Here is a 25,259-nt window from a genome sequence, read left to right as displayed (position 1 = left end):
GCCACGTTCATGGACCGGATCCGGGGCGTCGAGAACATCCCGGAGACGGAGTGGCCCGCGATCGTCGGCGTTGGTGAGCAGGTCGCTGATCTCGCGGATGCGCAGGTCCCGGGCCTGGTCCGGCACGCGCCGGCCGCGCGCCGGTGCGAGCAGGGCGGTCAGTTCGTTGCGGAGCCTGTGGTGTGCCTGTGGTGTCAGCCAGTGGCGTTGCGTGGTCATGGCGAGGTGCCTCCGGGCGTAAGTGCCGTCAGGACGGTCTGGGGGGAGGTACCGCCCTGACGGCGGGGTGTCCGTGCGGATCGGGTTTGTCGGCCCGCGACCCGCGCGGACGGGGAGAGAGGTCAGTGGTGGCGGCGGCGCAGCATCGTCTCGACGTCGTGGGCATAGCCGGTGGCGACGCGCAGGAGGATGTCGCGCTGGACGCGGAGGAACTCGTTCTCCGTGCGCAGCCACTCGAGCTCGGTGCGCTCGTCGTCGGTCAGCGGCGTGTGTCCGGCTTTCACGGCGTCACCTCAGCGGGTCGAACTCGCGCAGGGCGGCAGGCTGTTTGCCGGTGGTGATCTGCTCGGCCAGCAGCCGCCCGGTGATCGGCCCGTGCGCCAGACCCCACATGCCGTGCCCGCCCGCGACGTAGACACCGGGGGTGCGAGTCGCGCCGATGAGCGCGCGCCCGTCCGGGGTCACCGGGCGCGGGCCCACCCAGACGTCGGTGCGGTCGTCCCAGCGCACGCCGTCGAGCAACGGCCGGACCGAGGCGATGATCGCGTCGACGCGCGCTTCGTCCAGTGGTGCGTCGGGGTCGCGGAACTCCATGGTGCCCGCGACGCGGAGGCCACCCTGGTACGGCGTGCACGCCACGCGCACCTCCGGCAGGTACACCGGGCCGTCGACCGGCTCCCGCACGGGCACGGTGAACGAGTACCCGCGCCCGGCCCGCACCGGCGTGCGCACACCGGACCGCGCCGCCAGGCGAGGCAGCCAGGCACCGGTGGCCACGACGGCGGCGTCGGCGGAGATCGCGTGGCCGTCCGCGGCCCGCACGACGACGCCGGCGTTGTCCGCGGCGATGCCGGCCACCTCGAACGAACGGATGGTGGCTCCTCGGGCGACGACCGCGCGGCCCAGTGCCCGCACGAACTCGCCGGGATCGACGAAGCGCTGCCCGTCGATGCGCACGCCGGCCGTGAGTGTGTTCGCCGCCAACGGGACCTGCTTCCGCAAGTCCGATGTGGACAGTTCGGCGTGCTCGACCGGCTGCCCCGCCGCGCCGAGCCTCCGCAGCTCCCGCACCAAGCCCTGAGCCTGCGCGGAGGAGGTGAAGGCGGCCGTGATCGGGGCGTCGGCGATGGGTGCCTCGACGCCGTTGGCCGTGAGCACGTCGTAGGCCTCGATGCTCTCCTCGTTGAGGGGCAGGTTCGCCTTGACCGCCCTGGTCCACGACGACCACCTGCAGTGGCCGGCGAACCGTGCCAGGAACGACCACAGCCCCAGGTCGGCGGTCAGCGGGATGTGCAGCGGCGCGGCCGGGCTGAGCAGCGACCGCAGGCCGTAGCGCAGCACCGCCGGTTCGTTCAGCGGAATCGCCAGTCCCGGCGCGATCCACCCCGCGTTGCCCCACGAGGCACCGGCCGCGACACCGGCCCGGTCGACCACCGTGACCTCGACGCCGCGCTCCTGCAGGAACCACGCGGTGGACAGCCCCACCACACCCGCCCCGACCACCACCGAGGAGCGTGGACCGCCATCGAGGCGTTCGACGCCGACCATTCCGGCCTCCTGTCATCGCTTGTCCTGATGCCAGGATGCGGCGGCCGCGACACCAACCTGGTGTCCGTTCCGCACAATTGAGGGGTCAGCGGTTGTCGGTTTCCGACACCGTGGCCGCGAGGTCGATCATCATCGCGACCCGCTTGCCCGCGTCGTCCAGGTCGAGGCTCGTCACTTCGCTCATCTTCCGCAGCCGGTTGCGCACCGTGTTGCCGTGCACGCCGAGCCGCTCACCGGCCGCGGCCAGATCTCCCTGCGTCTCCAGCCACGCCCGCAACGTCGCCACGAAGCCCGTGCCGTGCTCCGCGTCGTGCCTGCGCAGGTCCGCGACCGGGCCGCGGGCGGGCGTGCGGCCGACCCGTGCCGCGGTTCGCAGGCGCTGCAACAGGATCTCGTCCCACGACTCGTCGTAGGCGGGTGGCGCGGTGTCACCGGTTCGCGTCTCGTGCAGTGCCAGGCACTCGTCCGCCTCCTGCCGGGCCGCGGGCAGGTCCGCGGCCTCGGCGACGGAGCTGATGCCGGCCGACACGGCCACATTCGCGGGCAGGGCCGCCGTCAGCGCGGCCAGCCAGTCCCGTGCCGCGGCCACCCGTTCCCCCGGCAGGATCGTGTAGACGCCGGTGCCCGACAGCGCGCTGCGCCCCGGCCGCGACCAGCCGAACCCGGTCGTGGCCTGTTCGAACGCCAGCAGCACCGCCGCGTGCCGCTCGTCGCCCACGTGTGCGCGGACCGCGACCACCCTCGCCGGGCCCGGTGGCAACCCGAGCCGGCTGACCACCGTCGCCGCGTCCGCCGTGCCCTCCAGCAGGCGGAACACCAGCTCGGACTCGACCTGCCGCTCCAGATCGGCGCTCGCCCGCAACCGCAGCAGGTGCAACGCCACGGTCCGCGCGCCGTCGGTCAGCGCCGTGAGCCTGGCCCGTTCCAACGGGCCGGGGCACGCCACCCAGACCGCGCCCAGCAGCTCCCGGCCCACCCGGACCGCGACCACCGTCCGCCCGGTGAGGCCTCTCGCGGGTTCCCCGGCGACGAACAGCGGCTCGTCGGAGGCCAGCAGGTGCGCCCCCACTCCCGCCGCGTCGAAGTACTCCCGCACCCACGCGGGCACCTGCCGGCCCATGATGGTCTCCAGCCGGGCCGCGTCGACCTCCTGCTGTGGGCTCGAATAGGCCAGCACGCGCGACAGCGGGTCCTCGATGGTCACCGCGCCACCGGTGGCGTCGGCGAGGCTGTCCGCCAGGGCGAACAGGTCGGTGGGACCGCGCCCGGACTCGGTTTCCCGCCCCTCCAGCACCAGCCCGTAGACGACACCGGCCAGCTGGCTCCAGGACAACGCCGGATCGGCGAGCATCACGGCGACGCCCTCGGCCTCCCCCACGGCCACGGCGTCCGCCAAGAAGTCGTCGCCGCCCCGGACGAGCACGACGAGGGCACGCGCCGTCAGCGCCCCTCGCACCGCGTCGGCAACCGACTCGGCGCCGACGGCGAGGTACACGTCGCCGACCTCCGCGCGGTCGTCGGAGACGTCACGAAGCACCACACCGCGCAACTCAGCCGAGCGCGGCACCGGGCAGCAGCACAACCGAACCCCGTAGCCGCCCAGCACGTTGACCAGACGGTCCAGCCTCACCATGAACGAACTCCCTGTCCCCGTTGCCGCCACCGTAGACGGCGGGCACAACGGGGACAGGGAGCGACAACGACAGGCTCAGCCCACCCACACCACGCGGGCCGCACCGCCACCGCGCCGCTTCGGTTCGGCCACCGCGCGCCAGCGGCCGTCCTTCGCGCGTTCGACACCGGTGGCGGCGCCGATCTCGGCGTTCTGGCTGAACTTGTGGCCGATGGCCTGCAAACCCGGAGTGGTCGCAGCGGCGATGAACTCCGCCTCGGCCGGAGTGGTGTTCGTGGCCGAGTTGCGCTGTGAGGCGCGCGGAGCGGCCACGGCGTCGAGCAGGGACATGTCGCGGTCCAGGCGTGCGGTCAGGACCTGCAGGACCGTGGTGATGATCGTGGCGCCACCCGGTGAGCCGACGGCGAGCTTCACCTTGCCGTGGTCCAGCACGATGGTCGGAGCCATCGACGAACGCGGGCGCTTGCCGGGGCCGGGCAGGTTCGGGTGCGGGACGCCGGGGGTCGGCGCGACGAACTCGAAGTCGGTGAGCTCGTTGTTCAGCAGGAAACCGCGGCCGGGGACGACGATGCCGCTGCCACCCTCGGACTCGATGGTCAGGGTGTAGGCGACGACATTGCCCCAGCGGTCGGCGACCGTGAGGTGGGTGGTGCGTTCGGCGTCCTCGCGCAGCAGCGACGGACCGGCGGTGGCCTCGCACGCCTTGGGGCTGTTCGGGTCGGCGGCCGGCTGCGGCGCGGCCAGCACGGTGTCGGACTTGATCAGGCACGCGCGGGTGTCGGCGAACTTCTGCGAGAGCAGGCCGTCGGTCGGGACGCGGCTGAAGGCCGGGTCGCCGACCCAGCGCAGGCGGTCGGCGAACGAGAGCCGGCTCGCTTCGAGGAACCGGTGCAGGTACTGGACGTCCGAGACGTTCGCCAGGTCCGTCGACTCCAGGATGTTCAGCGCCTCGCCGACGGTCGTGCCGCCGGACGACGGGGCCGGCATGCCGTAGACGTCGAGGCCGCGGTAGCGCGTGTGCGTCGGCTCACGGCGTTCGACCTGGTAGCGGGCCAGGTCGGAGATCTCCATGGCGCCCTTGCGGACGTTGCGGGTCGAGCCGGGCGCGACCGGCGGGTGCTGGACGGCGTTGACGAGCTCACGGCCGACCTGCCCGCCGTAGAGGGAGGCGAGCTCGGTGCGGGCGAGCTCGCGGTAGGTGTCGGCGAGCTGCGGGTTGCGGAACGTGCTGCCGACCGCGGGCGGCTGGCCGCCGGGCAGGTAGAGGTCACGGGTCGAGGTGAAGTCGGCGAACCGCGCGGCGTTGTTGGCGATCTGCGTGTTGAACGTCTGGTCGACGACGAAACCGCGCCGTGCCAACGCTTCCGCGGGTGCCATGGCCTCGCGCAGGTTCAGCGAGCCCCACTTGCGCAGCGCCTGCTGCCAGGTCTTGGGCGTGCCGGGAACGCCGACCGACAGGCCGCTGGTCACCGCCTCGGCGAACGGCAGCGGCGTGCCGTTCTCGACGAAGAGCTGGTCGGTCGCGGAGCGCGGAGCCGTCTCGCGTCCGTCCAGAGTGGACACGCGCTGAGTGCGCGCGTCGTAGTAGACGAAGAAACCGCCTCCGCCGATGCCCGCGGAGAACGGGTCGGTCACGCCGAGCGCGGCGGCCGTGGCGACGGCGGCGTCGACGGCGTTGCCTCCTCTGCGGAGCACGTCGATGCCGATCTGGGACGCGTCGGGGTCGACGCTGGAGACGGCACCGCCCCAGCCGACCTGCTCGGGCACGCGTGGAGGTGTTTCCGCCGCACCTGCCTGAGCAGCAGCAGGGGCGACCAGTACGACGGAGAGCGTCAAGGCGGCGACCGTTCGCAACATGCGCACACTTCATACTCCCTTCACACCGCATGCAACCCTGCTTGAGGAAGGCATAAGGTGCGGGGGTGATCGATCTTGACCGGTTGCGAACGGATTTCGCGAACACTCCGCTCGACGAGGCCGACCGCGAGGACGCGCTGCATCTGCTGCTGCGCGACCGCCGCGAAGGCGACGCGGACCTGCTGCGCCACCTGCTGGCCGCCGAGACGGCCTCCCACCGCGAGGGCTGGGGCCTGAGCGAGACGATGGGCCTGGCCGCACTGCTGCTCGCCGAGTGCGGCCGAGAGGAGGACGTCTGGACGTTGTGGGAGGCCAAGAACGCCTCCTTCGACACGATGGCGGGCATCGACGGCTACCTGCTGTTCCCGGCGGGCATCGCGGGCACGACGGCGCACGTGATCGCGAGCGAGGACCACCCCGAGCGCGGCGACCTGATGACCTACATGAGCGAGTACCTGGAGTACGAGAAGCTCACCGACGAGGACATCCGCACGCACATCGCTCAGCTGCGTTCGTACTACGAGAGCTGAGCTTCGAAGCTGATCGGCGCGGGCGTGGTCTGGTGCAGGTCGAAGAGGACGACCTCGTTGCCTCCGCGCCGCAGCCACTGCGCCGGGCAGTAGAGGCGGTGCTGCGGGCCGATCTTCCAGTAGCGGCCGAGGTTGTTCCCGTTGACCCAGACCACGCCCTTGGTCCATTTCGAGACGTCGACATAGGTGTCACCGACAGTGGTCAGGTCGATCTCGGCGCGGAAGAACAGGCCCGGCCGCTTCGGATCGGTGACGCGGTGGCGCAGGCCGCGGACCCAGTCGTCTTTCATCGGCACCGGGAAGGTCTCCCAGCCGGTCAGCTGATCACCCAGCGTGACGGTTTCCAGGATGCCCTTGCGATCCACCAGCGCCTGGCCGAAGTTGGTGCGGCCCAGGCCTTCCACGGCGATGTCGAGCACAGCCGGGGCTGCGGCGACGGCAGGCAGGTCGAGCGGCAGGTTGTCGTTGGTGACGTTGAGCTCCGCCGCCACGGAGGGTGAGATCCAGGTGCGGGAGAAGCCGCCCTGGTAGTGACCGTCGACGAACACCGTGGCGTAGTCGTGCACCCAGCGGATGTCCAGCGAACCGCCCGTGTAGCCGGGGATTCGCTTGCGGTACACGATGTAACCCGAGTTCTGGCCGTGGGTCTCCATCGGCTGCGGGTGCTCGGACGCGATCGGCGCGGGCAGGTTGTCCCACAGCGACGCGAAGGCGATCGGGGTGACCGGTTTCGAGGTGACCGTGGGGATCGGGGCCGGGACGGCGGGCAGCGGGGCGGTCAGCGCGTTGCCGATGATCTCGCGGTATGCGTGGTAACGCGGAGTAGCCGTCCCTTGTTCGCCGATGGGCGCGCAGTAGTCGTAGGTGGTGATGTCCGGGGTGTATGAGCCCGACCAGTCGTCGGCGTTCGCGCCCGCCCAGAAACCGAAGTTCGTGCCGCCGTGCAGCATGTAGATGTTGAACGACTGGCCACGCGCCATGAACTCGCGCAGCTGCCGGGAGATGTCGAAGTCCCGGCCGGAGAAGTCCTCGTCGCCCCAGTGCGTGAGCCAGCCCGGATAGACCTCGCCCGCCATCACCGGGACCTTCGGGTACATCTCACGCGCCTGGTCGATGAAGCCGGTCTCGCCCGCGCTCAACGCGATCGCGCAGCCGTCGAGCGCGATCGCCGGGTCGGCCTGCAACTGCCAGATGCCGTCCTCGGTGTAGAACGGGCCGGTGACGCCGTTGTCGAGCCAGAGCCGCCGCAGTTCCTCCAGGTAGCCTCGGTCGGAGCCGTAGGAGGCGTACTCGTTCTCGATCTGCACCATGAGAATCGGGCCGCCATTGCCGATCATCAGCGGACGCACGATCCCGGCCAGCGCGGCGAAGTACCGGCTGACGGCCGCCATGAAGCGTTGGTCGTCCTTCGTGCGCAGCTTGATGTCCTTGTGCCGCAACAGGTATGCGGGCAGGCCGCCGAGGTCCCACTCGCCGCAGACGTACGGGCCGGGGCGCAGCAGCACCCACATGCCCTCGGACTGGCACAGGCGGATGAACGCCGCGACGTCACGCCGGTCGGTCGTGAAGTCGAAGACGCCTTCCTTCTCCTCCACGAAGTTCCACATGACGTACAGCGCGATGGTGTTCATGCCCATCGCCTTGGCCATGCGAACGCGGTGCCGCCAGTGCGGCCGCGGGATGCGTGCCGGATGCATCTCGCCGCTGCGGATCTGGAACGGCTCACCGTCGAGCAGGAACGCGCTGCCGTCCGGCGCGAACCCGAACCTCGCCCTGTCGTCCGGCATGAGGAACGGCGTCAGGGCGCTGAGCCTGAGGAAGCTTCGACGACGCATGCGCGTGACCGTAGGGACACGGCGAGTGACCGGACAACGCTTGGTCTAGCCCTACAGCACCTCGAGCGGATCGAGCTTGATGCGCACCAGCTCCTGCTCTTTCCGCGCGGTCCGCACGGCCTGCGCCTCGGCCAGCACGGCAGCGAGCTGACGCCCTTCGGAGCGCGCGACCCGGACCAGCGCCCGCTCCTTGGTCTCGTCGTCACCGAGCGGCACCGGCCCGAGGACCTCGCCGGTGGACGGCAGGTGCAGCTCGTCGAGCAGGGCGTTCACCGCGTCCGGCGTCCCGTCGACGGTCGCCATCCGCACCGCGGGCGGGAACCCGAGCTCGGTCCGCGCCGCCAGCTCGGTCGCGGCGTGCCACGCCGGATCCCACCGAACCAGCGCCTGCACCGGCGTCAACCCGGAGTCCGCGATCACGACCACCCGCCCGTTACCCGGCCGCACCAGCCCGGCGGCCGTCATCCACCGGCGCAGCGCCTCCTCCGACGCTCTCAGGTCGGCCCGCCCGAGCAACGCCCACCCGTCGAGCAACAGCACGGCCCCGTACCCGCCCTCGGCCACGGGTTCGGCCCCCGGCGTCGCCACCACCAACGCCGGCTTCCCGGGCACCTTGGTGAGCACCTCGTCCGCACCACTGGTCCGGACCGGATGCCCTGGGAACGCCCGCCCGAGCTCCTCGGCCGTGCGCCGGGCCCCGATGATCTGCCCGCGCAGCCTGCGCGATCCGCACGTCGGACACCGGAACGCGGCCTCCGTGGCCGCACACCACCGGCAGTACGCGGGCTTGGGCAGCCCGTCCTCGGTGCCGCCGGGCAACGCCAGCGGCCCCGCGCACCTCCGGCACCGCGCAGGCCCACGACACTCCCCGCACGCCAGCGCCGGCACATAGCCACGCCGCGGAACCTGGATGAGCACAGGGGAATCCGCCAGCGCGAACCTGGCCGCGTCGAACGCGATGGACGGCAACCGCGCGGTCCGGGCGGCCGGGTCCTTGACGTCCTGCCACTCGTTGTCGCCCACCGACACCACACGCGGCGCAACAGCTCTCAGGGTGTCGCGAGAGGCCACGATCTCGTGCGCCCAGCCCGTCTCGACCAGCAACTGCGCCTCGGCGGTCCGCGCGAACCCGCCGATCAGCAGCGCCGCCCCGGACATGTGCGCACGCTGCACCAGCACATCACGCACGTTGGGATACGGCGACCGCTGCTCGACGTGAAGGTCGTCGCCGTCGTCCCACACGACCAGCAGCCCGGGGTTCTCGACCGGAGCGAACGCGGTGGCGCGCGTGCCCACCACAACCCTGGCGATGCCCCTGCGGACCGCGAGCCATCGCTTGTAGCGCTCCGAAGGCCCCAGGTCGGCCGAGAGGGTGACCACGCCTTCTATGAGGCGGTCGCACGCCTCGGCGACGCGGGCGAGATCCCGGTGGTCCGGCACGACGATGACGACGCCCTTGCCGGTCGACGCCACGGCGGCCGCGGCCTCGGCCAGGCGCGCGGGCCAGTCCTCGGCCGGGAGCGCCTGCCAGACGGCGTGGGCGGGGCGGCCGGTGCGGAGGGCTTCGAGGTACTTGGGGCCGCGGGGGTAGCGGGCCCAGGCGTCGGCGGGCACCGGGGGCAGCGCGGACCGGTCGGGGTCGAGGGGCGGCTCGGCATCGGCGGGTGAAGCAGAGTGGGCAGGCGCACCGGAGTCTGCGGGCGAAGCGGAGTCTGCGGGCGAACCGGGGTCTGCGGGCGAAGCGGCATCGCCAGATGCAGCGGAGTCCGCCGCCGAGCCGGAGTCGACAGGCGAACCAGGGCCAGCGGGCAAACCGGCATCGCCAGATGCAGCGGAGTCCGCCGCCGAGCCGGAGTCGACGGGCGGGCCGGAATCCGCAGGTGAAGCAGCAGAGTCCGCGGCCATGCCGGAGTCCGCAGGCATGCCGGAGTCCGCAGGCGATTCCGGGTCTGCGGGCGATTCCGGGTCCGCGGGCGAAGCGATGTCGGCAGGCGCGCTGGGGTCCTCAGGCGAACCGGAGTCGATGGGCAAGCCGGAATCTGCGGATGAACTGGCGTCTGCCGGCGAGACAGCAACGGCGGGCGCGGTGGGGTCCGCGGACGAGCTGGAAGCCGGTGAGGCCAGAGGCACCGAGTACAGGTGCCGCGTGGGAGCTGCGGCGGCGGGCTGTGCGGCGGCAGGGGTGGGCGAGGCGGCGGCAGGCGGGGCGGTCACCCAGGCCGGGACCTGGGGTAGCGGGGCCGGCGTGCCTGAAGCGGCTGCCTCGGCGCGGGCGTGGCGGGGTGGGATCGCGAGCCTCAAGACGTCGATCATGCCGCCCGCGTACCTGTCGGCGACGGCCCGGGCCAGGGCGGCGATCTCCGGTGAGAGCACCGGTTCGGGTGACACGACCTTTTCGATGAAGGCGAGCTTCTTCTCGTAGTCGGAGGTGGCGACTCGTTCCAGGAGGTAGCCGTCGACCAGCTGGCCGGCGAAGCGGACGCGGACGCGGCAGCCCGGGACGGCCGTGGTGTCCAGTTCGGACGGAACGGCGTAGTCGAAGGGGCGGTCCAGGTGGGCCAGGGGCACGTCCACGACGATGCGGGCGACCGGCAGCTCGGCCGCGGGGACCCGTTCGCCCCGTCTTGCCCCGGTCTTCGCGCTCATGCTCTTGGTCTATCAGACAGCCCCGACAGTCACGCGCTGTGCCTCGCCGAAGAGGGGTCAGCCGGAGATCGACTCGTGGCCGTTCTCGATGTGACCGCAGAGGCGGCGGCGGAACGCGGGCTCCTCCTCCACCGTCACGGTCAGGTCGTACCAACCCGAGTTCATCACGGTCAGCCACGGGATCACGTGCCGGTGGCCTGGGCGTACGACGTAGCGGCGGCGGCCCAGCACGAAGGTCAGGCGGGAGGAGCCGGTGTTCTCGAAGGTCAGCGTCAAAACACGGCTGTAGCCGCGCACCGACGACGACACGCGCGCACGGTCTGACGAAGCGCCAACGAACTCGCGGCGGAAGCCGTTCGGGCCGAGCAGCACGAGGTCGTGGTCGCCGGCCACCTCAAGAGAAGCCGAAGAGGCGACGTCGAAGTGCTGCGGCACGGCGAACTGGCCCGAGTACGGGTACAGCGCGAAATGCACAGAACAAGCCCCGGAGTTGGTCATCTCGAGAGAAGAGCCGCGCAACGACGCGTCGGGCTGGTACGGCAGGGCGCGCGCACGGCGGCGGCCGGCCTCCTGCTCGGGCATCTTCTGCGACGACGGTGGTGCGGGACGCCAGCGCGGGGTGGCGGGCGGGACGGCGGCGGGTTCGCCCACCTCGGGCCACGTGCGGCGGCGGTCGAAGTCGAAGGTCGAGGTCAGGTCGCCGGTGACGGTCCGGCGCCACGCGGAGATCTCCTCGGAGCGCACGCCGGTCCACTTCTCCAGGAACTGGGTCATCGACGTGTGGTCGAACACCTGCGAGCACACGTACCCGCCTACAGACCACGGCGAGACGACCGTCATCGGCACGCGCGCGCCGAGCCCCAACGGCCGGTCGCCCACGTACTCGTCGACGACCGACAACGGCGGACGCGGCGGCGGCATGTGGTCGTAGAAGCCGTCGTTCTCGTCGTAGGTGATGAACAGGACCGTGGACTCCCACACGTCCTGGTTCGAGGCCAACGCGTCCAAAACCTGGTAGGTGATCGAGGCCGAGGCCGCGGGTGAGGACGCGCCGGGGTGCTCGGAGTCCACAGAGGACGGAACCAGGTACGACACAGCAGGCAGACGACCGGAAGCGACGTCGGCGCGGAAAGCCTCACCCAGGCCACCAGGCTTCACCCGCTGCAATCCGCGCGAGTACAAGGACTTCTCCGCCGCCGTCAGCCGGGACAGGTCGATGGAACCGATCAAAGCGGGGTCGCCGGTGCCGTACAGCTTGTCGAGGGACTTGAACCCGGCCGGCAGCACCTTGCGCGCGATCTCCTTGAACCGCACGAAGAACTCCAGGTTGTTGTCCTGGAAGTTGTCCCACTCCTGGTACACCCGCCACGACTGCCCGGCCGCCTCAAGGCGTTCGGGGTAGGTCTTCCACGAGTACCCGGCGTGGTTGTCCTCGTTGTAGGCCGCGTTACCGGTCGCACGACCGCCGGAGGGCTCAAAACCGGTGTACCCGGACACCCAGTAGTTGCGGTTCGGCGAGGTCGACGAGGGCACCGAGCAGTGGTACGCGTCGCACAGCGTGAACGTGTCGGCCAGCTCGTAGTGGAACGGGATGTCCTGCCGCGTGTAGAACGCCATCGTCGCCGCGGTCTTCGCCGGCACCCAGTTGTCGTGCCAGCCGCCGCGCAACGCCGTGTGCCCGCCGTTCCAGCTGTGGTCCAGGTCGCCGATGTACTGGATGTCCCGGCCGGAAGCCGCCTCGCGCACCGGGAACGGCAGCACGCCCGACTGGTTGAAAACACCACGAAGAGCGTTCCGGTCCGAGAAGCCGCGCACGCCGCGAAGAGTCCCGTAGTAGTGGTCGAACGAACGGTTCTCCTGCATCAACAGCACGACGTGCTTGATCGCGCGCAACCCTCCCGCACGCGGCTCGCGAGCCAGCGCGGCGTACACCGACGGCGGCAGCAGCGTGCCCGCACCAGCAGCAGCGACGGCAGCCATGAACCCACGGCGAGAGAGCGACATGGATGCAGTTTCTAGTCTCAGCACGTGACGCGGAACCGACCCACGTATGAACAAAGGCCCCGGAAGCACCGGGGCCTTGTTCACACTCACAGTCAGGCAGCGGCGATCGCGGCCGCCACACTCGCCTGAGCGTTCAGCAACCCCTTGCCGCACTGCGCGGCAGCGGGCAGCACCTTTGCCTTCAGGTGCAACAACACCTGCGCGGGCGTGAGCAGCGCCTTGCCGTGCTGCACCCGTGCGTGCTGCATCAGCGCCACGACACCGGAGACGTGCGGAGTGGCCATCGAAGTGCCCTGGTAGTCCTTGTAGATCGACCCGGCCGGCACCGTCGCACCGGCGTTCATGGTCGAAAGCACCCCGTTGGCCACCACAGGTGACGTCTCACCACCCGGCGCGCAGATCTCGACCGAGGCGCCGAAGTTCGAGTACGAGGCGCGGTTGGCCTGCCGGTCGGTGGCACCCACGGTGATCACGCCGGCGCAGTTCGCCGGAGTGGTGCCGGCGGCGTTCGCGGCATCGTTGCCGGCCGCGACGACAACGGTCGCCCCGTGCACGTTGCGTGCCGTGTTGATCGCGTTCTGCAACGTGGCCGGGCAGGCCGCCGACGGGCCGCCGAGCGACAGGCTCAGCGTCTTGGCCGGGTTCGGGTTCGCCGGAACGCCCGCGACAGCACCACCGGCCGCCCACACGATGCCCGCCGCGATGTCCGCCAGAGTGCCGCCGCACGTGCCGAGGACACGCACCGGCACGACCTTCGCCAACGGCGCGACACCCGTGCCACCGGTCGCGTTGTTGCGCAACGCGGCCACGGTGCCCGCGACGTGCAGCCCGTGCCAGCTCGACGGCCGCGCGGCCGAACCCGGACCGCACTGCCCGGCCAGCCGCCAGTCGCCCTGGTCCATCGGGTTCGCGTCCCGCCCGTTGCCGTCCTTGGCGTACCCCGCGTTGCTGATGAAGTCGTAGCCACCGACGTAGTTCGCGGTCATGTCCGGGTGCGGCGTCCGGCCGGTGTCGATCACCGCGACCCGCTGTCCCAGCCCGGACGGTCCCTGGTCCCACGCGGGTGACAACCCGATGCCGCCCACCGCCTCCCAGTAGTGCCACTGCTGCGGCCACAACGGGTCGTTCGGCACGGCCGTGGCTTCCAGCACCATGTTCGGCTCGGCGTACTCGACGTCACCGCGCGCCATCAGCACCCGGATCGACTCCGCGGCATCCCGCGACGCCAGCACCTCCGCACCGTCCGTGGCCTCGGCAACGGCCCGTGTGCGCGATTTCTCCAACGCGTCCCCTCGCGACGCGCCCTCGCGGAACTTGACGATGATCTCCTGCTCTGGCTCCTCGTCCTGGGCCACCGCGGTCAGCGGCGTCACCGTCAGCGCCATCACGGCGCCGATCAGGGCTGCGATGCCGGCTCTCATGTTCTCCCCTTCCAACGAACTGGACGGCGTGAAGGAGAAACCGGCGCGGTTGTGGCACGGATGCGGCCGCCACAACAGATCCACAACAGGACCCGTGTACCCACGTGCACAACAACTTCGAGGGGGCCGACATGCTTCAGCTCGTCGTCGCAGCAGCACTCGCCGTGTCAGGAACCGCCGCCGCACCAGATCCCGCGACGACGGCGCGGGTCGAGGCCGGCAGGCTCGTCATCACCGGGGCGCCCGCGCGCGCCAGCCAGATCCACGTCTCCGGCACGACCATCAGCGATGCCGGCACGATGCGGGCGGGCACCGGGTGCACGCGCCTGTCGGCCTCACGGGTCCAGTGCGCGCAGGCCGAGAAGATCGTCATCTACCTGGGCGACCGCAACGACACGGTCCTCTACGACAGCGCGGTGCCGACCGAACAGCACGGCGGCGACGGCAACGACTCGCTGCACGGCGGCACAGGCGCCGACACTCTCGAAGGTGGCGACGGCGACGACACCATGAGCGGCGGCAACGGCCCGGACAAGCTCTACGGCGGCGATGGCGACGACGTGCTCGACGAGCCGTCCACCGACGCGGGCGGCAACTTCCTGCAGGGCGGCTACGGCAACGACAAGATCGACGGCGCCAAGACCAACATGCGCGACAGCGCGGACTTCAGCGACCACACCGAGGGCATGACGATCGACCTGGCCGCAGGCACGGCGTCACGGCCGGGCGAGCTCGACGAGCTCAAGAACGTGCAGGACGTTAACGGCACCCAAGGCGACGACACGTTGTCCGGCAACGCCTGGCCCAACCGAATGGCCGGGCTCGGCGGCACCGACACCTGCACGCCGGGTCCCTTCGACCAGTGCCTGCCGTGACCCATGTATCAGAGCCACCCGTGAGAACTCCGCTGATGCGTGGAGCCATTAGACGTCCGCCTGCTCGGGCCCCTCGAAGTCACCGGGCCAGGCGGCGTGCTGCGCCTCGCCGGCACGCGCCAGCGCTCCCTCCTGGCGCTGCTGGCGTTGCGCGCACCCTCGGTGCTCCCCGCAACGCACCTGATCGACGCGTTGTGGGGCACCGAGCCTCCACCAACAGCCCTGCGCACCCTCCACAGCCACATCGCGCGCGTTCGCAGCGCACTGTCCGCCATCGGCCTGACGGACGTCCTCGTCACCACCACCGCCGGATACGCACTCCGCATCGACCCATCGCACGTCGACGCCACACGCTTCGAGCGCGCGCCCTCACCCCGTGCGGCACTGGCGTTGTGGCGCGGCGACCCCCTGACCGACTGCGAAGTCTTCGAATGGGCGTCCGCGGAGATCACCCGCCTGCACGAAGCCCGCCTCGCCGCCGAGGAAGCCCTGGCACAGCAGGAGATCAGCCGAGGCGCCTGCGGAACGGCGGCAGCGTCGCTCGAACGGCTCGTCGTCAGCCACCCGCTCAGAGAACGCTTCTGGGAACTACTCGCCGACGCACAACTACGTGGCGGCCGACGCGCAGACGCACTGAGCACGGTCCGCCGAGCCCGCAACGTCCTGGTGGAAGAGCTCGGCGTCGACCCCGGCCCAGGCCTGCGGGCCATCGAGGCCGAAGCGCTGGCGTGCCCGCCTCCGGACGCCAAGACGGGCCTCGTCGGACGGCAGCGCGAAACCCTGGACGTCATGCGGCTGCTGGAGAAGACCCGGCTCGTCACCCTCACCGGACCCGCGGGCTGCGGCAAGTCCCGCCTCGCCCAGCACGTGAGCCCACTGTCCACAGTGGCCGACCTGACGTCCGCCGCGAACGTCGAGGACGCCGTCGCCGCGGCGTTCGGCATCACCTCCCGCGAACTCGGCTCGCTCGGCAACACCTTGGTACTGCTGGACAACTGCGAACGCCTCACGGCGAACTGCGCGGCATTCGCCGAACAACACCCACGGCTCCGCGTCCTCGCCACCAGCCGCGAACCTCTCAACGTGCCAGGCGAAACCGTCTACCCGATCCCTCCCCTGGCCGTTCCCGACCCCGACATCCCGCGCTCCCTCACCGAGCTCGCCGCCTACGACGCCGTGCGACTGTTCCTGGACCGCGCCGCCCACACGTACACCGACGCCGACGCCCCCGCGATCGCCCAGCTCTGCGCCGCTCTGGACGGCCTGCCGCTGGCCATCGAACTGGCCGCGGCCCGCACTTCCGTCCTGACCCCGGCCCAGATCGTGCGCCGCCTGCGCGACCGCTTCGGCCTGCTCGGCCCGCTGCGAGCCGCCATCGCGTGGAGCCACGACCTGCTGACGTCCTCGGAACGCACGCTGTTCGCCGACCTCGCGGTGTGCGCGGGCGGCTTCCCGGCGGACCTGGTCGAAGCCTTGGCCAGCACGCTCGACGCGCTGACCGGCCTGGTCTCCAAGTCGCTGGTCCGGGTGTCCCGCGTCGCCGGCGAAACCCGTTTCTCCATGCTGGAAACCGTCCACGCCTTCGCCCTCGAACAACCCACCCGGGCCCACGCCCGCGCCGCCGACTTCTTCCTGCAGCTGGCCGAACGAGCCGAAGCCGACCCGACCGGCACACTGCTCAGCGAACTGCGCGTAGAACACGCCAACCTCCAGCGCACCATGGACTTCTTCACGCAGGCCGGCGACACCGGCAAGATCCTCCGCCTGGTGGTCGCCCTGAACCGCTACTGGCACCGCACCGGCGACTACGCCGAGGGCCGCCGGTGGCTCGCCATCGCCCTGCGCGGCTCAGGCCCGTTGCGCGGCAAGGCTTTGGCCTCGGCAGCCGCCCTGGCACTGCTCGAATGCGACTACCGCGAGGCCGTCCGCTACGCCGGCGACGGACTGGAAGCCGACCCGTCCCAAGCCGGTCGCCTGCACCGCCTGCTGGGCTCCGTCGCCCGCGAACGCGGCCACTACGAAGCCGCCCTGCACCACTACCAGGAAGCCGCCCGCGCCTCGGAGACCCCGGTGAACGCCGCCTACGCCCGCCAGCTGGCCGGCGCCACCTCCTGGCTCGCAGGCGACTTCGACGTGGCCGAGGCTGACCTTCAAGCATCACTGAAATCACTGCGTGAACTCGGCGACAGGCGCGGCGCGACCTCCTCGCTCGCCTACCTGGGCGCCGTCGCGTGGCACCGGGGCGACGCAGCTCAAGCCCGCCGGCTCCTCGACGAGGCTCTGGACACGTTCGGCGAGCTGGAGTTCAAGGAGGGCATCGCCTGGGCCCTCAACCTGCTCGGCGTCGTCGAACAGGGCACCGGCAACTCCGCCACCGCCCATGCCCTCCTGGAACGCAGCCTCACCCTGCACCGCGAGCTGGGCGACCGCTGGCGCCAGGCGAGCGTCCTGGAAGCTCTCGCCCGGTCGGACGGGCGAGGTTGCGCCGAACTCCTGTCGGAAGCGGCGGCCATCCGCGCCGAGATCGGAGCACCGATCCCCGCGGTGGAACGACAGCTGGCCCTGAGGTGATCTTCATTACCCGCCGGTAACCGTGAGCAGGTCTTCTCGCGAACGGCGGGTACGAGGCAGGCATTCGGATCATTGCCGTCTCGTATATCGGATCCCTACTCTGCGCGTCGACATCCCTGCTGAGCACCAGGAAGTACCGCATGCGCGCGTCGTTGAAACGACTGCTCATCCCCGCCCTCACCGCCGCGGTGATCGTTCCCGCCGGGATCGTGATCTACGAGCAGTCCGAACCCGAAACCGCGCACGCCACCGTGCCGCGACTGGCCGCCTCCGTCTCCCCGCCCGCGGGCACCAGCGCCACCGCGGCCGCCGTGACCAGCCCGACCGGCACCACCGCGGCCGAGGGCGCGCGCATCGCCAAGTTCGACCCCGCCACCCGCACGGCCGTGGTGCAGAGCCAGAACGCCGTCAGCAAGGGCGACGTGATCGCGAGCCCGCCGGTCGACGGCGCACCGAAGGGCGTGCTGGTCAAGGTCGCCGATACGAAGCCCGCCGCCGACGGCGTGGAGGTGCGGACCGAACCGGCCACCGTGGCCGACGTCCTGGGCGACGCGGAGATCGACAGCACGCTCCCCGTGGCACCCAAGGACATCGCCGCCGTCCCGCTGACACCCGGCGTCCAGCTCTCCGTGAAGGGTCCGGGCGAGCTGACACCGTCCCGCCAGGACAGCCACGCCCTGGCGTCCGTGCGGATGGACCTCGACGTGCCGCTGCCGTCCGCGAAGCTCAAGGCCTGGGTGGAACTGCAGCCCGAAGTGATCTTCAGCTACCACCGCGACCACGCCTTGGACCTGGAACCGGCGAAGGCCTCGGTCGGCCTGGCGGGCGCCTACGACTACGGCTGGCGAATCGAGGGCGCGCTCGACGCCCGCTACGACACGGGCAGGCAGCCGCTGCGCCTCCCGTTCGCCGAGCTCAACACGACCACGACGTTCTGGGTCGGCCCCGTCCCGATCGTGGTCTCGGCGAAGCTGAACTACTTCTTCCAGCTCACGGCCGACGGAAAGATCACCATCGAGACCGAGCAGCGCACGACCGGGCAGCTCGTCATCGGTGCCGAGTACGCCAAGGTCACCGGCTGGCAGCCGATCGCGCCGGCGGATCCCGTGACCAGGTCCCAGCCCGCGAAGGTCACCGGCGCCGCGAACGCCAAAGCCGTGGTCGGCGCCAACGCCGAGGTGTTCCTCTACGACACGGTGGGTGTGACCGCTCAGTTCGCACCGCATGTGCGGGCTTCCGCGAGCCAGTCCGAGTGGGCCCTGCACCTCGGCTTCGAGCTCACCGGTTCCCTCGACGCCCGGCTGCGGATCTTCGGCATGACGGCGCGGCTCGACTTCCCGGCACTGCGCAAGGAGTGGCGAGTGGCCGGCACCCCGGTGACCACGACGTCGGCCCCGGCACCGAGCTCGTCCTCACCGGCGCCCAGCTCACCGGCGCCGAGCAGTTCAGCCGCCCGGCGATGAGAAAACGGCCCGCTTCCCCGAGGGGAGGCGGGCCGTTTCAGCGTGAAGATCAGGCCCCGGCGGCGTTGCGCAGGGCCTCGGCGCGGTCGGTCGACTCCCACGGCAGGTCGACGTCGGTGCGGCCGAAGTGGCCGTACGCGGCGGTCGGGGCGTAGATCGGGCGCAGCAGGTCGAGGTCGCGGATGATCGCGGCGGGCCGGAGGTCGAACACCTCGGTGATGGCCTGCTGGATCTTCTGCGGGTCGACGGTCTCGGTGCCGAACGTCTCGACGAACAGGCCCACGGGCGCGGCCTTGCCGATCGCGTAGGCGACCTGGACCTCGACGCGGGTGGCGAGGCCTGCCGCGACGGTGTTCTTGGCGACCCAGCGCATCGCGTAGGCAGCCGAGCGGTCGACCTTCGACGGGTCCTTGCCGGAGAACGCGCCGCCACCGTGACGGGCCATGCCGCCGTAGGTGTCGACGATGATCTTGCGGCCGGTCAGGCCGGCGTCACCCATCGGGCCACCGATGACGAAGCGGCCGGTCGGGTTGGTGAGCAGGCGGACATCGGTCGTGTCGAGGCCCAGCGCGTCGATCTCGGGCGCGACGACGTGCGTGCGGAGGTCGACGCCGAGGAGCTTCTCGAGGTCGATGCCGTCGGCGTGCTGCGTCGAGATGACGACCGTGTCCAACCGAACCGGCTGGTCGCCCGCGTACTCGATGGTGACCTGGGTCTTGCCGTCCGGGCGCAGGTACGGGACGGTGCCGTCCTTGCGGACCGCGGTCAGGCGGCGCGAGAGGCGGTGCGCGAGGGCGATCGGCAGCGGCATGAGCTCGGGCGTGTCGGTGCACGCGTAGCCGAACATCAGGCCCTGGTCGCCGGCGCCCTGCTTGTCGATCTCGTCCGCAGCGCCCTCGACGCGGTTCTCGAACGCGGTGTCGACGCCCTGGGCGATGTCCGGGGACTGCGCGCCGATGGCGACGTTGACGCCGCACGAGTGGCCGTCGAAGCCCTTCGCGGACGAGTCGTAGCCGATCTCCAGGATCTTCTCGCGGACGATCGTGGGGATGTCGGCGTAGGCCTCGGTGGTGACCTCACCCGCGACGTGGACCTGCCCCGTGGTGACCAGCGTCTCGACCGCGACGCGGGACCGGGGGTCCTTCGCCAGCAGCGCGTCGAGGATCGAGTCGCTGATCGCGTCGCAGATCTTGTCCGGGTGTCCCTCGGTCACCGACTCACTGGTGAACAGCCTGCTGCTGTGCTGGCTCACGGACACTCCTTATTCGCTGTCATGACGTCCCGAAAAGCTTACTGAGAATCGGTGCAACGAGCGGTAACTGCGTCCCACACCACGGACGCCAGTTGCGCTTTCGACCCATGTGGTATAGGCGTTTCGGCACCATCGGCCGAGAGCAGCCAGCCGGCGTTGTCGTCCTGCTCGAACGCCTTGCCGTCGCCGACCGCGTTCACCACGAGCAGATCGCAGCCCTTGCGCTGGAGCTTGGCCCGGCCGTAGTCGAGCACCGAGGTCGTGTCGTCGCCCGTCTCCGCGGCGAACCCGACGATCAGCTGGCCCTCCCGACGTGCGGAAACGAGTTCCACGAGGATGTCGGGGTTCTTGGTCAGGGTGATCGGGTCGGGATCGGCGGAAGTCTTCTTGATCTTGTGGCCGGTCAGCGACGCCGGACGGAAGTCGGCCACCGCGGCGGCCATCACGATCACGTCCGCGTCGGCCGCGACCTTGTGCATGGCCTCGCGCAGCTCCACCGCCGAGCCGACCCGGACCAGGTCCACTCCGGCGGGAGTCGCGAGGTCGGCTGTGTTGCCCGCGACCAGCGTCACCCTGGCGCCGCGCTGGGCCGCGACCCTGGCGAGCGCATAGCCCTGCTTGCCGGACGAGCGGTTGCCGATGAACCGGACCGGGTCGAGGGGTTCGCGCGTACCGCCGGCGGAGATCGCGACGTGCACGCCTTCCAGTGTCCGCTCCAGCGCGGCGGGGCGCACCAGCAGCAACCGGGCCAGCTCGACGATCTCGGCGGGGTCGGACAGGCGGCCCTTGCCGGTGTCCTTGCCGGTCAGACGGCCACTCGCGGGCTCGGCGACGATGACACCGCGGCTGCGCAGCAGCGCCACGTTGTGCTGGGTGGCCGGGTGCTCCCACATCTCGGTGTGCATCGCCGGGATCAGCAGAACGGGACAGCGCGCGGTCAGCAGGGTGTTCGTCAGGAGATCGTCCGCGAGGCCGTGCGCGGCCTTCGCGATGATGTTCGCCGTCGCCGGGGCCACCACGACGAGGTCGGCGTTCTGCCCGAGCTTGACGTGCGGGACCTCGTGCACGTCGTCGAACGGGTCGGCGGTCACGACCTGGCCGGACAGCGCCTCGAACGTGGCGGCTCCCACGAACTTGAGCGCGCCCTCGGTGGGGACGACCCGCACGGAGTGGCCGGATTCGGTCAGCCGGCGCAAAACCTCACAGGCCTTGTACGCGGCGATGCCCCCGCCAACCCCAAGGATGATCTTGGGGCGAACAGGGGCATCAGCGTCAGAGGACGCCGTCACTCGCCCTCGGTGTGCTCAAGGAGACCCGCGTGGATCTCGCGAAGAGCAATCGAGAGGGGCTTCTCACGCGGGCCCGGCTCAACGAGCGGGCCGACGTACTCGAGCAGGCCCTCGCCGAGCTGCGCGTAGTAGTCGTTGATCTGGCGGGCACGCTTCGCTGCGTAGATCACCAACGCGTACTTCGAGCTCACCTGCTCAAGCAGGTCGTCGATCGGCGGGTTGGTGATGCCCTCCGGGGAACCGGTCAGGTGACCGAGCTCGGTGTGGGTGATCACTCGTCAATCTCCTGAAATTCGTGGTCCGACCATCAAGGATAGCAACTCGGCTGCGGCCGCCTGCACATCGGCGTTCACGACGACCTCGTCGAACTCCTTCTCGGCCGCCAGCTCCTCGCGGGCGATGGCGAGGCGGCGCTCGACGACCTCCGAGTGCTCGGTGCCCCGGCCGGTCAGCCGGTCCACCAGGTGTTCCCACGACGGGGGCGCCAGCATGACGAGCTGGGCGTCCGGCATTGCCACGCGGACCTGCCGCGCTCCCTGCAGTTCGATCTCAAGGAGTGCGGGTTGACCTGCGGAAAGTGCTTCCTCGACTGGCTTGCGGGGAGTTCCGTAGCAGTTGCCGGCGAACTCCGCGTGTTCGAGGAACTCACCGGCGTCGATCATCTGCTGGAACTTCTCGCGGTCGACGAAGTGGTAGTGCACTCCGTCGACCTCGCCCGGCCTCGGCTTCCTGGTGGTCGCCGAGACGGAGAAGTAGATCTCGGGTTGCTGCCTGCGCAGCTCCGCCAGAACGCTGGATTTACCGACGCCCGACGGCCCGGACAAGACGGTGAGGCGGGAACGGACAACGCCCGTTCCCGCCTCGGTGCCAATCACTCTCCGCTGAACTCGGAGAGCAGGGCCTTGCGCTGGCGGTCACCAAGACCGCGCAGGCGACGGCTGGGAGCGATCTCGAGGCGCTCCATGATCTGCTGCGCGCGAACCTTGCCGACGCCCGGGAGGGCCTCGAGCAGCGCGGACACCTTCATCTTGCCCAGGACCTCGTCGCTCTCGGCGGCCTTGAGCACGTCCGTCAGGGTCGTGCCGCCGCGCTTGAGGCGCTCCTTGAGCTCAGCCCGAGCGCGACGAGCGGCAGCAGCCTTCTCCAGCGCTGCGGCTCGCTGCTCCTCGGTAAGCTGGGGAAGAGCCACGATTTCCTCCGTGGTGTGGATTCTTTTCGGATCGGTGCCGCGACCGTACAAGCCGCAATTGCCTGGGGACAACGTGACCCAGTCAGGTAAATCTTCAGCGGCCTTGAGTGATGCGGCGGGTGGTAGTAGTACCAACACCCTCCGGCGGCCTGATCACTGCCTCCGGCAACTCGTCGCCCACGTTACGTGTGCTATGAGGCCGGTGACCAGCGGGGCAGCCGGTGGCGTGGACCCTACCAACACATGTTTCCCCAGGTGAGCGCACCACACCCGGAAAAGTTGTGGCGCGCCCCTCCTCAGAGGCTCTCCTGGACCCTCCGCACCGCGCTGACCAGCGACGACACGTCCGGACCGTGCCGCAGAACATCTCGTGAAGAAGTCGGAAAGACGTTGCGCATGTCGGGTCCGAAGAGCCGTTTTAGATCAGCCACGGAGCCGCCCTGAGCGCCGAAACCGGGCGCCAGGATGGGTCCGTTGAACCCGGAGAGGTCCACATCCGTTTCCCCGATCGTGGCACCCACGACGAGCCCTACATCGCCGCACGGAGAAATGCCGGAATTCCGAGCGGTGGCGAAATCGATGATCGTCTGCGCCACGGTTCGCCCGTCCGGAGCAACCGACCGCTGCACCTCGGCACCCTCCGGATTGGACGTCAGCGCCAGCACGAAGACACCCCGGCCGTTCGCACGGGCGGTGTCCAGCGCGGGCTGCAGCGACCCGAAGCCGAGGAACGGCGACAGCGTCACCGCGTCCCCTGCCAGCGGCGAGTCGCCCAGGTACGCCTCGGCGTAGGCCGCCATCGTCGAGCCGATGTCGCCGCGCTTGGCGTCCACCAGCACCAGCGTGCCGGAGTCGCGCAGCTCGGAGATCACCCGTTCGAGCACGGCGACGCCCCGCGACCCGCAGGCCTCGAAGAACGCCGCCTGCGGCTTCACCATCGACACCCGGCCGCCGAACGCCTCCACGGCCGTCAGCGCGAACCGTTCGAGCCCCTCAGCGGTCCGGGAGAGGCCCCAGGCGTCCAGCAGGGACGGATGCGGGTCGATCCCCACGCACAGAGGCCCATGCGCCTCAACGGCTTTCGTGAGCCGTTCGCCAAAAGTCACGAGCCCTCCCTCAGAGCGGCCTGGAGCGCCTGCAGCGGCTGGACCCCGATGTCACCCTGGATGAGCGCCTCGATGCCGTGCACGGCCGCGGCAGCGCCCTGGATCGTGGTGACACAAGGGATGTCCTTCGCCACGGCGGCGGTGCGGATCTCGTAGCCGTCGATGCGCGGGCCGCTGTTGCCGTACGGCGTGTTGAAGATCATGTCGATCTCGCCGGCCAGGATCATGTCGACGACGTTGCCCTCGCCCTCGAAGTGCTTGCGCACCTCGGTGCAGGCAATCCCGTTGCGCTTCAACACCTCTGCCGTGCCCGAGGTCGCCAGGATCTGGAACCCGAGGTCCGCGAGGCGCTTGACCGGGAAGATCATCGCGCGCTTGTCGCGGTTCGCGAACGACACGAACACCTTGCCGGACGTCGGCAGCGAGCCGTAGGACGCCGTCTGCGACTTCGCGAACGCCTTGCCGAAAGACGAGTCGATGCCCATGACCTCGCCGGTGGACTTCATCTCCGGGCCCAGCAACGAGTCCACGCCGTGGCCCTCGGGCGTGCGGAAGCGGTGGAACTGCATCACGGCTTCCTTGACCGCGACCGGCGCGTGCTCGGGCAGCCGGGCACCGTCACCGGTGGCGGGCAACAGGCCCTCGGCCCGCAGCTCCGCGATCGTGGCGCCGAGCATGACCCGGGAAGCCGCCTTCGCCATGGAGACAGCCGTCGCCTTGGACACGAACGGCACCGTGCGCGACGCACGCGGGTTCGCCTCCAGGACGTACAGCACGTCGTCCTTGAGCGCGTACTGGACGTTCAGGAGCCCCTTCACGCCGATGCCCTTGGCGATGGCCTCGGTGGAACGGCGGACGTTCTCGATGTCCGAGGCGCCCAAAGTGATCGGCGGCAGCGCGCACGACGAGTCGCCGGAGTGCACACCGGCTTCCTCGATGTGCTCCATCACGCCGCCGATGAACACCTCGTCACCGTCGCACAGCGCGTCGACGTCGATCTCGATGGCGTCGTCGAGGAACCGGTCGACCAGCACCGGGTGCTCAGGCGTCACCTCGGTCGCGCGGGCGATGTAGCCCGACAGCGACTCCTCGTCGTACACGATCTCCATGCCCCGCCCGCCGAGCACGTAGGACGGTCGCACGAGGACCGGGTAGCCGATCTCGTCCGCGATCTCCTTCGCCTCGCCGAACGACGTGGCCGTGCCGAACTTCGGCGCGGGCAGCCCGGCCTCGGTCAGCACCTTGCCGAACTGGCCGCGGTCCTCGGCCAGGTGGATCGCCTCGGGCGTCGTGCCCACGACCGGCACCCCGGCGTCGGACAGGCGCTGCGCCAACCCGAGCGGCGTCTGGCCGCCGAGCTGGACGATCACGCCCGCGACGGTGCCGGAGCGCTGCTCGGAGTGCACGACCTCCAGCACGTCCTCGAACGTCAGCGGCTCGAAGTACAGGCGGTCGGACGTGTCGTAGTCCGTCGACACGGTCTCCGGGTTGCAGTTGACCATGACCGTCTCGTACCCGGCCTCGCGCAACGCCATCGCCGCGTGGACGCACGAGTAGTCGAACTCGATGCCCTGGCCGATGCGGTTCGGACCGGAGCCCAGGATCAGCACCTTCGGCTTCTCCCGCTGCTCCGCCACCTCCGACTCGGCGGCGGGGTCGAGCTCGTACGCGGAGTAGTGGTACGGCGTCTCAGACTTGAACTCCGCCGCGCACGTGTCGACCGTCTTGTAGACCGGCCGGACCCCGAGACGGTGCCGCAGCGTGCGCACGCCGTCCTCACCGGCCAGCTCGGACCGCAGGACCGCGATCTGCCGGTCGGAC

Annotated in this window: 19 protein-coding genes and 1 pseudogene; 4 read left to right on the top strand and 16 right to left on the bottom strand. The window is 70.4% G+C overall.

Annotated features, from left to right (window positions below):
• From ABZX92_RS34930 to ggt, 5 genes and pseudogenes are all read right to left on the bottom strand, one after another.
• Positions 1-219 (bottom strand): annotated as a pseudogene (locus ABZX92_RS34930) (hypothetical protein); the annotation flags it as partial.
• A gap of 122 nt (positions 220-341) precedes the next feature.
• Complete coding sequence (locus ABZX92_RS34925) at positions 342-503, bottom strand: hypothetical protein (RefSeq protein WP_355569085.1); 162 nt, start codon at positions 501-503, stop codon at positions 342-344.
• 4 nt (positions 504-507) lie between these two features.
• Entirely contained in the window at positions 508-1,767 is a 1,260-nt protein-coding gene (locus tag ABZX92_RS34920; RefSeq protein ID WP_355569082.1) for an FAD-dependent oxidoreductase, read from the bottom strand.
• An 85-nt stretch (positions 1,768-1,852) separates the two neighbouring features.
• Complete coding sequence (locus ABZX92_RS34915; protein WP_355569079.1) at positions 1,853-3,400, bottom strand: helix-turn-helix domain-containing protein; 1,548 nt, start codon at positions 3,398-3,400, stop codon at positions 1,853-1,855.
• Positions 3,401-3,475: 75 nt separating this feature from the next.
• Positions 3,476-5,257: a gamma-glutamyltransferase gene (gene ggt / locus ABZX92_RS34910; protein ID WP_355569076.1), complete on the bottom strand. Its 1,782-nt coding sequence runs from the start codon at positions 5,255-5,257 to the stop codon at positions 3,476-3,478.
• Between the two features lie 65 nt (positions 5,258-5,322).
• On the opposite strand from ggt, the gene ABZX92_RS34905 reads away from it, so the two are divergent.
• On the top strand, positions 5,323-5,787 hold the full coding sequence (locus ABZX92_RS34905; protein WP_355569074.1) for a hypothetical protein: 465 nt from the start codon (positions 5,323-5,325) through the stop codon (positions 5,785-5,787).
• On the opposite strand, the gene ABZX92_RS34900 is transcribed toward ABZX92_RS34905, so the two are convergent.
• From ABZX92_RS34900 to ABZX92_RS34885, 4 genes are all read right to left on the bottom strand, one after another.
• A complete protein-coding gene (locus ABZX92_RS34900) occupies positions 5,775-7,622 on the bottom strand; it encodes a beta-galactosidase (protein WP_355569071.1) in 1,848 nt (615 codons plus the stop codon). The genes ABZX92_RS34905 and ABZX92_RS34900 overlap by 13 nt on opposite strands.
• Positions 7,623-7,673: 51 nt before the next feature.
• Positions 7,674-10,268 carry a hypothetical protein gene (locus ABZX92_RS34895; RefSeq protein ID WP_355569068.1) on the bottom strand — a complete coding sequence of 865 codons (2,595 nt, stop codon included), beginning with the start codon at positions 10,266-10,268 and terminating at the stop codon, positions 7,674-7,676.
• A 57-nt stretch (positions 10,269-10,325) separates the two neighbouring features.
• Complete coding sequence (locus ABZX92_RS34890; protein WP_355569065.1) at positions 10,326-12,272, bottom strand: phosphocholine-specific phospholipase C; 1,947 nt, start codon at positions 12,270-12,272, stop codon at positions 10,326-10,328.
• A 92-nt stretch (positions 12,273-12,364) separates the two neighbouring features.
• Positions 12,365-13,693 (bottom strand): S8 family peptidase, encoded by a 1,329-nt coding sequence (locus tag ABZX92_RS34885; protein WP_355569062.1) that lies wholly within the window; start codon positions 13,691-13,693, stop codon positions 12,365-12,367.
• Between the two features lie 131 nt (positions 13,694-13,824).
• On the opposite strand from ABZX92_RS34885, the gene ABZX92_RS34880 reads away from it, so the two are divergent.
• From ABZX92_RS34880 to ABZX92_RS34870, 3 genes are all read left to right on the top strand, one after another.
• Positions 13,825-14,568, top strand: a complete 744-nt coding sequence (locus ABZX92_RS34880; protein WP_355569059.1) for a hypothetical protein — start codon at positions 13,825-13,827, stop codon at positions 14,566-14,568.
• Positions 14,569-14,607: 39 nt separating this feature from the next.
• Positions 14,608-17,139: a BTAD domain-containing putative transcriptional regulator gene (locus ABZX92_RS34875; RefSeq protein WP_355569056.1), complete on the top strand. Its 2,532-nt coding sequence runs from the start codon at positions 14,608-14,610 to the stop codon at positions 17,137-17,139.
• Between the two features lie 140 nt (positions 17,140-17,279).
• Positions 17,280-18,602, top strand: a complete 1,323-nt coding sequence (locus tag ABZX92_RS34870) for a hypothetical protein (RefSeq protein ID WP_355569054.1) — start codon at positions 17,280-17,282, stop codon at positions 18,600-18,602.
• A 49-nt stretch (positions 18,603-18,651) separates the two neighbouring features.
• On the opposite strand, the gene metK is transcribed toward ABZX92_RS34870, so the two are convergent.
• From metK to carB, 7 genes are all read right to left on the bottom strand, one after another.
• Entirely contained in the window at positions 18,652-19,854 is a 1,203-nt protein-coding gene (gene metK / locus ABZX92_RS34865; RefSeq protein WP_355569051.1) for a methionine adenosyltransferase, read from the bottom strand.
• 38 nt (positions 19,855-19,892) lie between these two features.
• Entirely contained in the window at positions 19,893-21,143 is a 1,251-nt protein-coding gene (gene coaBC, locus ABZX92_RS34860) for a bifunctional phosphopantothenoylcysteine decarboxylase/phosphopantothenate--cysteine ligase CoaBC (protein WP_355569048.1), read from the bottom strand.
• Positions 21,140-21,418 carry a DNA-directed RNA polymerase subunit omega gene (gene rpoZ / locus ABZX92_RS34855; RefSeq protein ID WP_045313812.1) on the bottom strand — a complete coding sequence of 93 codons (279 nt, stop codon included), beginning with the start codon at positions 21,416-21,418 and terminating at the stop codon, positions 21,140-21,142. The genes coaBC and rpoZ overlap by 4 nt, the downstream gene beginning before the upstream one ends.
• Before the next feature lie 3 nt (positions 21,419-21,421).
• Positions 21,422-22,018 (bottom strand): guanylate kinase, encoded by a 597-nt coding sequence (gmk, locus tag ABZX92_RS34850; RefSeq protein WP_355569045.1) that lies wholly within the window; start codon positions 22,016-22,018, stop codon positions 21,422-21,424.
• Positions 22,015-22,332: an integration host factor, actinobacterial type gene (gene mihF, locus ABZX92_RS34845; RefSeq protein ID WP_030471603.1), complete on the bottom strand. Its 318-nt coding sequence runs from the start codon at positions 22,330-22,332 to the stop codon at positions 22,015-22,017. Before mihF ends, gmk begins: the two co-directional genes overlap by 4 nt.
• Before the next feature lie 296 nt (positions 22,333-22,628).
• Positions 22,629-23,438 (bottom strand): orotidine-5'-phosphate decarboxylase, encoded by an 810-nt coding sequence (gene pyrF, locus ABZX92_RS34840; protein ID WP_355569042.1) that lies wholly within the window; start codon positions 23,436-23,438, stop codon positions 22,629-22,631.
• Positions 23,435-25,259, bottom strand: a 1,825-nt coding sequence (gene carB, locus ABZX92_RS34835) for a carbamoyl-phosphate synthase large subunit (RefSeq protein WP_355569039.1), incomplete at its 5' end; no start/stop codon positions are given. The genes pyrF and carB, both read right to left, overlap by 4 nt.

This window comes from Lentzea sp. NPDC006480 (assembly GCF_040611995.1).
Taxonomy (GTDB): Bacteria; Actinomycetota; Actinomycetes; order Mycobacteriales; family Pseudonocardiaceae; genus Lentzea.
This window is presented reverse-complemented; position numbering and strand designations above follow the sequence as displayed.